Below are 12,097 nucleotides of genomic sequence, written 5' to 3' on the forward strand. Positions count from 1 at the left end.
GCGGCTGGCGGCGGGCCGATCGCCTCAAGACGCGGACAATCGCCCTATTTTACCGGGATTGGAGGGGGATGTCAGGCGGGTTGATCTGTTCAAACCCTGCGCCGACACCCCTCATCCTGCCCTAGTCGCGGTAGTTGAGCGCCGGGGCGCGGTCGCCCAGCAGGGCCTCGTATTTGAAGTCCGGGCCGCGACGACGCTCGAACTCGGCCTTGGCCGTGGCGATGGTGTCCGGGCTCTGGAACAGTTCGGCGGTGGTCAGGGCCAGGGTCTTGGCGGCCAGATGGGCGCCCTTCAGGCCGATGGTCGAGCCGGCGGCCACGACGTTCTGCCAGGAGTGACCCGCCGATCCGGGGACGAAGGTGGCGGTGGACAGGCCGACTGTCGGCGCGACCCACGACACGTCCGAGACGTCGGTCGAACCGCCGAAGTCGCCGCCGATCACGGCCGGTTCGATCGCGCCGACGCTGGCCAGGTCCGGCTTGGTCGGCAGGGTCTTCTGGATCTCGGTCGCCAGGGCGATTTCCTCGGGCGTCCAGGTGATGCCGCCGACATGACGCAGGTTGCGGTCCATGACGGTCATCAGGGCTTCGTTCGGCAGCATGGAATAGACGCCGCCGATGGCCTCGAACTCGACGCGGGTGCCGGTGCCGAGCGCCGCGCCCTCGGCGGCCTTCTTGACCCGCTCCAGCACGTCGCGGACGATCTGCGGGTCGTTGTGGCGGACGTAGTAGTAGCTCTCGGCGAAGGCCGGGACGACGTTGGGCGCCTTGGCCCCGTCGGTGATGGCGTAGTGGATGCGGGTGCGGTCGGGCACGTGCTCGCGCATCAGGTTGACCATGGCGTTCATGGCCTCGACCCCGTCCAGGGCCGAGCGTCCGCGATCCGGCGCGGCGGCGGCGTGGGAGGAGACGCCGTAGAAGCGGAACTTGCCCGAGACGTTGGACATGGTGTCGCCCTGACGGGCGCTGTTGACGTTGCCGGGATGCCAGTGGACGGCGACGTCGACATCGTTGAACAGGCCGTCGCGGACCATGTAGACCTTGCCCGAGCCGCCTTCCTCGGCGGGGGTGCCATAGACGCGCAGCTCGCCCTTGATGTTGTTGGCGACCATCCAGTCCTTGACCGCGATGGCGGCGTGGACGGACGCCGCGCCGAACAGGTTGTGGCCGCAGCCGTGGCCCGCGTGACCACCGGCGGATTCCTGCACCGGGTTCAGGGTCTGCGACAGGCCGGGCAGGGCGTCGTATTCGGCCAGGACGGCGATGACCGGGCCGTCGCCGTTCTTGAAGCTGGCCAGGAAGGCGGTGGGTTCGTTGGCGATGCCCGGCGTGACCTGGAAACCGGCCTCGCGAAGCTGGCCCTGCAGCAGGGTCGAGCTTTGGGTTTCCTGATAGCCCAGCTCGGCGAACTTCCAGATTTCGAGGGCGGCGTGGTCCAGGGCCGGCTGGTTGCGCTCGACCGTGCCGGTGATCTGGGCGCGGGCCTGGGGCGACAGTTCGGCGGCGAAGGCCGGGGCGGTCAGGCCGGTCAGGGCGGCGGCGAGCGCCAGGGCGCGCATCGAGACGGGTTTCATCGGGAACTCCACGAACAGGCAGCGAAACAAAAAGAACGGAGAGCGATGGCGCGCTCTCCGCCCTGTTGGCGATGGACGTTCTAGAACGACTTGCGGATGCTGGCGTACCAATAGCGACCGTAGGGCTGATAGACCGTGCCAAGGTAGCCATCGGAGGCCAGGGGCGGCGCCTCGTCGGTCAGGTTGCGCACGCCCAGACGGACCGCCGTACCGCCCAGAAGGCCGTCATTGTCGAACTCATACTCGCCATAGAGGTTGGCTGTGATCTGGGAATCGACGGTCCAGGCTTCGCCAAGCGTATTGGTCAGGCCGTCCTGCTCCACGCTGCCGGTGTAGGCGGTGTAGGCGCCGACGGTGACGTTCTGGCGGCGCCAGGTCGCCGAAGCCGACCACTTCCATTCGGGGCGCCCGCCCTGGCGGATCAGATCGCCGGCGCTGCCGCTGAAAGCGATGGCGGCGTCGATATCGCCCTTGGCCTTGGCGTCCATCAGGGCCTGAACGGCCGGCGAGGGCTCCAGGTAGTATTTCAGCAGGTGCGAGACGTTCAGATTAGCGCTGAAGTCGCCCAGAGCCGTACCGCGCAGGCTCCACATCAGGCCCAGGTCAATGCCCTGGACTTCTTGCGGCTGCAGGTTGTCGTAGAGGTCCTTGACGTAGAGAATTTCTCCGGCGGCCTGCATGCCTGTGCCGGCGAAGATGGCGATGTCTTCGGGGGTCGCCGCGGCGCGCACCACGTTCGGGTTGAAGCTGCCCTGCTTGCGCAGCAGGTAGTCCAGCGTCAGGGCGTTCTGGCCGCGGAAGACGCCGACCATGCCTTCCTGTTTCACATTCCACCAGTCGACCGTGATGGTGAAATCGCCGAGGTGGGCCGGTGTGAAGTCCGGCTGGATCACCGTGCCGAACGACATGGTTTCAGATTCTTCCGGCTTCAGGTTCGGATTGCCGGCGCGCTGTTCGGCGACGTTGCGACGGATGCGCGCGGTATTGACCGAGGAGGCGTCGGGGAAACCGGACGCGATGGTCGGGCTGACGCAGCGGTTCAGGCCGGTGATGGCGCCGCGACGGGCCAGGGCCTCGCAATAGGCCCAGTCGGTGCTGCTGTTCGAACGGGTGACGATGCTGGCGTTGATCTGCTCCAGGTTCGGGGCGCGGAAGCCCTGGGCCCAGGAACCGCGCAGACGCAGGCCTTCGGCCAGGTCCCAGGCCACGGCGACCTTGGGCTTGGCGATGTCGCCGAAGTCCGAATAGTGCTCGTAGCGGCCGGCGATCTGGGCTTCCAGATTATGGACGAAGGGGATGTTCATCTCGGGCGAGACGATGGGCACGGCCAGTTCGGCATAGGCCGAATAGACGTTGCGATCGCCCTTGGTGTCCGGGTTCATGGAAGAGTTGATCAGGTCGCCGTACACCGCGCCCGAGACGTCGGTGAAGGTGATGGTTCCGTCGATTCGGGGGTCGCGATCGTCCAGCTGGGTCTCCAGGCGGGCCTCGATCCCCGCCGCCATGCCGAGGTCGCCGGCAGGCAGGGTGAAGAGATCTGGGCGCGACACCTTGAAGTCCCAGAGCGCCAGGGTGGTTTCGGTGTAGCGGCGCATCTTCTGGCGGATGGCGTCGAGCGCGGCCTGACTGCTGGGGGCGCCGTCGCCGAAGGCCGGATTATTCAGGTCGCCGCCGTTGAAGGGATTGTAGGCGTCGGGCGTCGACAGGGCGAGTTGCCTCTGCAGCGCCGTGGTCGAGATATTGTCGCTGATATCCTCGGCGCTGGCCTCGGAGTAGAGCAGGGCGCTTTCCCAGTCCCACCCGGCGAACTCGCCGCGCAGGCCGCCCAGGATGCGATACTGCTTGTTGGTGACGTTGACCTCGATCGGGCCCAGGTCGTCGAAGCGGTAGCCGCTGAGCAGCAGATCCACCCCGGCGGCGGGGGCCGTGATGCCCGGAAGGCGGTTCGGATTAGGCGCGCCGCCCGGCAGGGTCGTAGCGCCAAAGGGGTTGTAATAGTTGGTCTTGGGGATGGTCAGGACGATCGAGGACAGGGTGCTGATCGGGGCCTGCCACGCCGTGGTTTCGGCGTGATAATAGCCAAGCTCGCCGAAGGCTTCGACGCTGTCGTTCAGCCTGTACTTGCCAGTCACGAAGACGTTGAGGCGCTCGACTTCCGGCATGACCGTCAGGCCCTGGGCCGCTGAGTCGGAATAGAGGCGTGAATCGACCGTCGTGCCGGACTTGAGGCAAAGGCCGCTTCCCAGGGCCGCGCCGCAGCCGGTGAAGCTGGAAGGTTGGGTGCTGAAGGCGGTCAGGTTGGAGGTTGCGCCTGGCAGGCGCACCGTGCCGCCGGTCGGACGGAACAGACCCCAGGGCGTCAGCGACGAGCGTCCGTTCAGCGAGGTATTGCCCTCATATCCGGTTCCCGCAAACAGGGGGCGCTTGTCCAGCGACGCCGTATAGTCCTGATCCGTGGTGGATAGCTCGGTGCGTTGGTCGTAGTTCAGGAAGGCCGAGAGGTTGGCGCGGCCGTCCAGGAAGTCGCGACCGCCATAGGCGCTGAAATTGGTTTCGCGCATGCCCGTGCCCTCGGCGCCGCCGTATTGGGCCGAGACGGTCAGGCCGTTCAGGTCATCGCGCAGGACCGTGTTGATCACGCCAGCCACGGCGTCCGCGCCGTAGATGGCGGCGGCGCCGTCGCGCAGGACCTCAAGCCGCCGCAGGCCGGTCACCGGTATGGCGTTGGTGTTGTAGGTCAGGACAGGAACCAGATGCTCGTTCGCCTGACTAGTCGGGTGGCCGACGACGCGACGCCCGTTCAGCAGCACCAGGGTGTTGCCGATGCCCAGGCCGCGCAGGTTGACCGAGCCCGTGTCGCCGCGCGCCGAGTTCGAACTGGCGGGCAGATAGCTGGAGTTGAAGGTGACGTCGCCCATCTGGGGGATGGAGCGGATCAGGTCGTCCCCTGATGTCGCGGCTGAGGCCAGGATCTGCTCCTCGCCGACGACGGTGACCGGCAGGGCCGCCGTCACCTTGGCGCCGCGAATCTGGGAGCCGACAACGACGATTTCGTCGACCTGTGTGGCCTCTGGCTCCGGCGCGTCCTGGGCCGCCGCGGCGGTCGCGGCGCTGAACAGCGCGGTCGTGGCCAGCATGGCTGTTTTCAGGTTTCGGCGGGTGAAGGCTGCACGCATGATCCTGGTATCCCCTCTGATGGTCATCAAGCCCGGTATCCCCCCGGGGCTCGTCCGGCGGCGGCCGGATCTATTGAGCAAGGCAGCCTCCTGGTCCCGATCGTCGTCCCGGAAAGATGCGACGTCGGAGGTTTCGCCTCGTGTCGGACTAGAAACTGACACATTCGACGCGTCAACCGTTTAGGGTTAAATATTGCTGTTATTCAATATATTGGGCAAACTAATCACCTCAATTGGGCGTTGAGTTTCCACTTTGAGCAATGCTATCGCTGTCAAAGGGCGTTCTGATGTGGGCGCGTGCGATAGATCAGAGCCAATTGTGACGGGGTGGCCATGCGTTCTCATCTGAAGATTCTGGCGGTCGCCGCGGCGGCCCTGTTGGCGGCTGCGCCTGCGGTTGCTCAGCAGGCGCCGGTCCAGACCCGGCCCGCCGTCGGCAGCGGCGGCGACATCGTCAACTACGGCCAGATCCACAGCCCGACGGTCGGACGCGGCGGCATGGTGGTGAGCCAGAGCGCCATCGCGACCCAGGTCGGCGTCGACATCCTGAAACAGGGCGGCAACGCCGTGGACGCGGCGGTGGCCGTGGCCTTTGCGGAAGCCGTGACCCTGCCGCGCGCGGGCAATATCGGTGGCGGCGGCTACATGATCGTGCACATGGCCGCGACGGCGGACCGCCCGGCGGCCGACATCGCCATCAACTATTACGGCACGGCGCCCCGCGCCACGACGCCGGACTTCCTGCTGGACGACAGCGGCAAGTTCGACCGCCGCGCGCCGTCCAGCTTCCGCAACGTTTCGGTGCCGGGCACGGTCGCGGGCATGTGGGAGGCGCACAAGCGCTTCGGCGCCCTGACCTGGGCCCAGGTGGTGGCGCCTTCGGTCAAGCTGGCCGAGGACGGCGTCATCCTGTCGGACGGCGAGGCGGACGCGACGGCGGGCCGGGCCACGGTTCTGGCCACCGATCCCGGCGCGCGCGAGGCCTATTTGAAGGCCGACGGCACGCCCTATCGCGCGGGCGAATTGTTCAAGCAGCCGCAACTGGCCTGGAGCTTGCGTCAGGTGCAGCAGGGCGGGGTCGACGCCTTCTATCGCGGCGAACTGGCCAAGAAGATCGTCGAGGGCGTGCAGGCGCGCGGCGGGATCATGGACGCCCAGGACCTGGCCGATTACCGCGCCGACGTGACCGCGCCGATCTGGTCCACCTATCGCGATCACCGCATCGCCTACATGCCGCCGACCGCCTCGGGCGTCAGCGTGGCCGAGGGGCTGAACCTGCTGGAGCACTTCCCCATGCGCGAGTTGCGCTGGGGCAGCGTCGACAGCCTGCACCTGATCTCGGAGGCGATGAAGATCGTCTCGTCGGACCGTCGCCTGATCGGCGGGGCGCCGCAGTGGACGACGCCGGCGCAGGGTCTGGCCAGCAAGGAATTCGCCGCCGAGCGGGTCAAGCTGATCCGCATGGATCGCTCGCTGGCAGCCGCCGACATCCCGGAGGGCAACCCCTATCCGTACGAGAGCCAGGACACGACCCACTATTCGGTGGCCGACGCCCACGGCAATGCGGTGTCGAACACCTATACCCTGTCCAACTCCTACGGCGCGCACGTGGCCCCGGTTGGGACGGGCATCCTGCTGAACAACTCACTGGACAACTTCTCGTGGGGCACGCGGGACGAGCCGAACTCGCCGGCGCCGGGCAAGCGTCTGGGCTCGACCATCACGCCCATGATCGTCTTTGACGACGACAAGCCCTGGCTGGTCACCGGCACGCCGGGCGGCGGCTACATCATCGCCACCATGGTGCAACTGATCTCCAACGTCATCGACCACCAGCTGAACATCGCCGAGGCGGCGATGCGCCCGCGCCTGAACCAGGGCGGCGGCGACAGCCCGCTGGAGCTGGAGGGCGGCTTCTCGCCCGACGTCGAGCGTTTGCTGGAAGCGCGCGGCCACACGGTTCGCCCGTCCATGACAATGGGCAGCACCCAGTCCATCATGATCGAGGGCGATCGATTCCTGGGCGCGGCGGACACCCGCCGCCCTGACGCCCTGGCGCTCGGCGTCCAGTAAGCACTTCAGTTTTCAGTCAACCGCGGGGGGCGGCTCATGTTGCGCAAGGTTCTGCTGGCGAGCGTCGCCGGATTGGTCGTGGCGGCGGGGGCGGCGCCGGTTCTGGCCCAAGCGGAAAGGCCGGCTATTGCGTCGGCCTCCACCTGGCAGGACGGCCTGTTCGGGGTGAAGCTGGATCGGCAGAAGGGCAAGGCGACGGTGCGTCTGCCCGCGCCGGGCGCGGACGGGGTGCTTGGGCGTTATCTGTATCAGCCGGGCCTTTCGGCGGGGCTGGGCATGGACGGCGCGGGTCTGGACCGTTCGGGTCTGGGGGCGGCCCAGGTGGTGGCCTTCCGCAAGGTGGGCAACCGCGTCTTCGCCGAGTTCGAGAATACCCGCTTCCGCGCCGTGGACGCCGACGCCGATCAGGTGAACGCGGTTGCGGCCTCCTTCGCGCCTTCGGTGGTCTGGTCCGGCGAGGTGGTCGAGACGGGCGCCGACGGATCGGTCAGCGTGGACCTGTCGGGCTTCCTTGAGCGGGACGCGGTCAACGCCGTCGGACGCCTGAAGCGGGCGCGGCTGGGCACGTTCAAGGCGGCGCCGACCCTGGGCTATCTCGAGGCGGACCAGACCCTGGTCTTCCCCGACAACGTCGAGTTCCAGACGGTCCAGACCTTCACCAGCGACGAGCCAGGGGCCGAACTGTCGCGCGTCTCGCCGGAATCGCGCTCGGTCACCCTGACGGTGCGCCATTCGTTCATCCGCTTGCCCGACGCTGGGTTCCAGCCGGTGCTGCACGACCCGCGCTCGGGCACCTCGGCCCAGGTCATGGTGACGGACTTCGCCGCCGATCTGGATCAGCCGGTGGTCAGCCGTCTGGCGCGCCGTTTCCGTCTGGAGAAGACCGATCCGACCGCCGCCCGTTCGACGGTGAAGAAGCCGATCGTCTTCTATGTGGATCGCGCCGCCCCGCCCGCCATTCGTCAGGCCCTGATCGAGGGCGGCGACTGGTGGGCGCAAGCCTTTGACAAGGCGGGATACGTGGACGCCTTCCGGGTCGAGCTGCTGCCCGAGGGGGCGCACCCGATGGACGCGCGCTACAACATCGTCTCCTGGGTCCACCGCGAGACGCGCGGCTGGTCCACGGGCACCAGCGTCAATGATCCGCGCACCGGCGAGATCGTGCGCGGCGTGGTGCAGCTGGGCTCGCTGCGCGACCGTCAGGACAAGATGATCTTCGAGGGTCTGGTCGGTGCCGCGCGCAGCGGCACGGGCGGGCAGGACGATCCCGACCGTCTGGCCTATCAGCGCCTGCGCCACCTGTCGGCGCACGAGATCGGACATGCGCTCGGCATTTCCCACAACTTCGCCGCCTCGACCTATGAGGATCGGGCCTCGGTCATGGACTATCCGGCGCCCTGGGTGATCGCCGACGGCGAGCGTCTGGACTTCAGCCGCGCCTATACGACCGGCGTCGGGGCCTGGGACCGCTATGTGGTGGACTGGCTGTACGGCGATGCACCGGGGCAGGACCCGATCGCTCGTCGCGCCGAACTGGCGGCGGAGGTGCAGGCCAAGGGCTATCGCTTCGTCAACGACACCGACACCCGGCCACTGGGCAGTTTGCAGCCCTATGGCGCCATGTGGGACAACGGGACCGATCCGGTCGCCGAGTTCGCTAATGTCATGGCCGTGCGGCGCATCGCCCTGTCGCGGTTCGGCCTGGCCAATCTGCCGGCGGGGGCGCCGGCGGCGGATCTGCGCCGCGTGATCGTGCCGATCTATCTCTATCACCGCTATCAAACCACGGCGGTCGGGCGTCAGATCGGTGGCGTGGACTATGGCTACGCCATCAGCGGCGACGGCCATGAGCGGGCGGAGGTCGTGCCGGCCGACAAGCAGCGTGCAGCGCTGGAGGCCCTGATGCAGGCCGTGGCGCCGGACGAGCTGGATTTGCGGGACGACCTGATCGACCTGCTGTCCTCGGCCCAGTCGGGCAACGGCGACCGCCAGACGGAGATCGAGCTGTTCGAGGGCAAGACCGATGCGGTCTTTGACCCGTCATCGGCGGCGGCGGCGGCGTCTCAGGTGGTGTTCGAGACCCTGCTGGCGCCTGAGCGTCTGAACCGTCTGGTCGAGCAGCAGCGCCGGGACGCGGGGCAGTTGGGCCTGACCGAGGTGCTGGATCGGGTGGCGACGGCGGTGGGGCCGGGCGCGAGCCTCAGCCCGCGTCAGGCCGAACTGCGCCGGGTCGTTCGCGCCCGTTATGCGGCCCATCTGGCGGCGCTAATCCAGGGCAAGGACCTGTCGTCCACGGCGCAGGGTGCGGTGCGCGACAGCGCGCGGCGGTTCGGCGAGCAGTTGAAACGCTGCCGTGGCGATCGGCTGGAAACGGCCCAGTGCGCTTGGCTGGCGGAAGCCTTGATCGGGCCGGTCGAGGGGCTGAAGGCGCTGAGCGAGACCCTGCCGGTCGCGCAGACGGTGCCGCCCGGCGCGCCGATCGGCGGCGGCGAGTGGCATTGATCTGAGCGCATAACCCTCTCCCGGCGGGAGAGGGCTACTTCAGCTCCCGCCAGGTCTTGCCGGTCACGCCCTCATAGTTGGTCGCGTGATAAACGCCGCGGGCCACGGCGCGGGCCAGGACGTCGGCGGCGACGTTGCCCAGTTGGGCCACCGCGACCTGACGCATGGCCGGGTTCTCAATGACCTTCTTGCCGGTGGACAGGCTGAACAGGGTGTCGCCGTCGAATGGGGCGTGGGCCGGACGGATGGCGCGGGCCATGCCGTCCTGGGCCATGATGGCCACGCGCTGAAGCTCGACGCGGGTCAACGCCACGTCGGTGGCGATGCAGGCGATGGTGGTGTTCTCGCGCGGTTGGGGCCGGAACTTGGACAGGCCCCAGTCCTCGGCCGAGGCGTGCAGGCCCGAGGCGCCGAGGCCGCCGAACTCGTCGCCGATCTCATAGGGAGCGGCCCAGAAGCTCTTGCCGCCTGGCGCCACGACCGAGCCGACGCTGTTGACCGCGACGATGGCGCCCACCGTCCAGCCCGAGGCCATGACGGCCGACGCCGAACCGATGCCGCCCTTCAGCGCGCCGGCTTCTGCGCCATAGCCCGCGCCGGCCGTACCCAGGTCGAAGCGGTCGCTGGCGGCCTCCAGCGCCTGAACCGACAGGCGGCGATAGGGCGGCTCCATCTCCCAGGCCTTGTTCCCGCCGTTGGCGAGGTCATAGAGGCAGGCGGTCGGGATGATGGGCGAGGGGGGCACGCCGGGCGCACCGCCCATGCCGTAGCCGCGTCCGCGCATGCCCATCCAGGCGGCGACGCTATCGGCCGAGCCGAGGCCATACACCGACCCGCCCGACAGGATGATGGCGTCCACCTCCTGCACCAGGTTTTCGGCGCGCAGGACGTCCGTCTCGCGCCCGGCGGGGCCGCCGCCGCGCACATCCACGGCGGCCGTGGCGGGCTTTTCAGCGAGGATGACGGTGACGCCGGTGCGGACGCCCGCGTCGTGGGCCTGACCGACCTTGAGGCCCTCGACGTCGCTGATGAGGTTCAGGCGGCCGGTGCGGCCCGAGGCGCGAGCGGCGGACTGCGCGGCGGGTTTGGCGCTGGCGGCGCCCGCTGCGGAGGCTGCGACGCCGATCAGGGCCGAGCCGAGGACGGTTCTGCGGTTCATCCGACGGTTTCCTTTTCCAGAGCGTGATTGCGAACCAGATCCGGCGTCGCCGCCAGAAGTTTCTGCGTATAGGGGTGCGACGGCGCGGCGAATACGGCGGCCGTCTCGCCCTGTTCGACGATCTTTCCGGCCTGCATGACCAGCAGGCGATCCGTCACCGTGCGCACGACGCTGAGGTCGTGGGTGACGAAGAGGTAGGACAGACCCAGCCGATCCGACAGGTCGGCCAGCAGGTCCAGCACCTGGGCTCGCACCGAAACGTCCAGCGCCGAGACCGCCTCGTCCAGACAGATGACCGAGGGCTCGGTGATTAGGGCGCGGGCGATGGCGATGCGCTGGCGCTGGCCGCCCGAGAACTCGTGCGGATAGCGGTCGGCGGCGGCGCTGTTCAGGCCGACGCGCTCCAGCATTTCATCGACGCGGCGGCGGGCCTCGGCGGGGCTCGGGCGGGCGTCCAGCAGGTGGAAGTTTTCGGCCACCAGATCGCTGACCTTCCAGCGCGGATCGAAGCTGCCGTAGGGGTCCTGGAAGACCACCTGGATGTCGCGGCGGATGGATTTCAGCGCGGCGCCGCGCGCGGCGGTGATGTCGCGGCCCTTGACCCGGACGCGGCCGGCTTGCGGGGTTTCCAGCGCCAGGATGGCGCGCAGCAGGGTGGACTTGCCGCAGCCGCTTTCGCCGACGAGGCCGAGGCTCTCGCCCGGCTGGATCGACAGGCTGACCTGATCCACGGCGCGGAAGGCTTTCGACTTGCCGAACAGGGCGGGCGCGCCGCCGTATTCGCGCACCAGACCCTCGACCTGAAGCACGGGGGCGGCGTCGGCCTGGGGGGCGCTGCGGCGCGTCGGGGCGTGGGTCGCGTTGGCCAGAAGGCGCTGGGAATAGGGGTGCGTCATGCCGGCGCCAATGCGGCTGACGGGGGCTTCCTCGACCAGTTCGCCGTCCTTCATCACCGCCAGCCGGTCGGCGGTTTCGGCCACCACGGCGAGGTCGTGGGTGATGAGGATCAGGCCCATGCCGTCCTCGCGCACCAGCCGCTTCAGCAGGTCCAGCACCTGGGCCTGGGTCGTCACGTCCAGCGCCGTCGTCGCCTCATCCGCGATCAGCAGTTTGGGCGTCAGGGCGATGGCGATGGCGATGGCGACGCGCTGTCGTTGACCGCCCGACAGCTCGTGCGGATAGCGGGTCAGGGGGAAGCGCTCGGCGGGCAGGCCCACCCGGTCCAGCACGGCGCGGGCGACGGCGAGGGCCTCCTTGCGCGAGGTCTTCCTGTGCAGGCGCACCGTCTCGGCAACCTGATCGCCGATGGTCATGACGGGGTTCAGGGCCGTCATCGGCTCCTGAAAGATGACGCCGACGTCGCGACCGCGCACCTGCTGCATCACGGCGTCAGGGGCGTTCGAGACGACCTGGCCGTTCAGGCGGATCTCGCCGGTCAGGGTCGCGCGCGGCGGCGTCAGGCCCAGCACGGCCAGCGCCGTCATGGACTTGCCCGAGCCGCTTTCGCCGACCAGGCCGAGGATTTCGCCGGGGGCGACGGACAGGCTGACGGTCTTCAGGATCGGCGTCGAACCGATCGACAGGCTGAGGTCGCGGATGTCGAGGACGGTCATG

At 68.4% G+C, this 12,097-nt stretch carries 6 protein-coding genes; 2 read left to right on the plus strand and 4 right to left on the minus strand.

The annotated features are described in order from the left end of the window. Positions 1-121: 121 nt before the first annotated feature. Entirely contained in the window at positions 122-1,573 is a 1,452-nt protein-coding gene (locus IFE19_RS04660) for an amidohydrolase (RefSeq protein WP_207826127.1), read from the minus strand. Between the two features lie 80 nt (positions 1,574-1,653). Next, positions 1,654-4,749: a TonB-dependent receptor domain-containing protein gene (locus IFE19_RS04665; RefSeq protein ID WP_207826129.1), complete on the minus strand. Its 3,096-nt coding sequence runs from the start codon at positions 4,747-4,749 to the stop codon at positions 1,654-1,656. A 333-nt stretch (positions 4,750-5,082) separates the two neighbouring features. On the opposite strand from IFE19_RS04665, the gene ggt reads away from it, so the two are divergent. Continuing rightward, positions 5,083-6,822 carry a gamma-glutamyltransferase gene (gene ggt, locus IFE19_RS04670; RefSeq protein WP_207826131.1) on the plus strand — a complete coding sequence of 580 codons (1,740 nt, stop codon included), beginning with the start codon at positions 5,083-5,085 and terminating at the stop codon, positions 6,820-6,822. A 36-nt stretch (positions 6,823-6,858) separates the two neighbouring features. Further along, complete coding sequence (locus IFE19_RS04675; protein WP_207826133.1) at positions 6,859-9,324, plus strand: zinc-dependent metalloprotease; 2,466 nt, start codon at positions 6,859-6,861, stop codon at positions 9,322-9,324. A gap of 34 nt (positions 9,325-9,358) precedes the next feature. Here IFE19_RS04675 and IFE19_RS04680 read toward each other — a convergent pair whose 3' ends face one another. Together IFE19_RS04680 and IFE19_RS04685 are read right to left on the minus strand one after the other, a co-directional pair. Then, positions 9,359-10,483 carry a P1 family peptidase gene (locus tag IFE19_RS04680; protein ID WP_207826135.1) on the minus strand — a complete coding sequence of 375 codons (1,125 nt, stop codon included), beginning with the start codon at positions 10,481-10,483 and terminating at the stop codon, positions 9,359-9,361. Then, a complete protein-coding gene (locus IFE19_RS04685) occupies positions 10,480-12,096 on the minus strand; it encodes an ABC transporter ATP-binding protein (RefSeq protein WP_207826137.1) in 1,617 nt (538 codons plus the stop codon). The genes IFE19_RS04680 and IFE19_RS04685 overlap by 4 nt, the downstream gene beginning before the upstream one ends. Position 12,097: the final 1 nt, after the last annotated feature.

It is taken from the genome of Brevundimonas pondensis (assembly GCF_017487345.1).
GTDB lineage: Bacteria > Pseudomonadota > Alphaproteobacteria > Caulobacterales > Caulobacteraceae > Brevundimonas > Brevundimonas pondensis.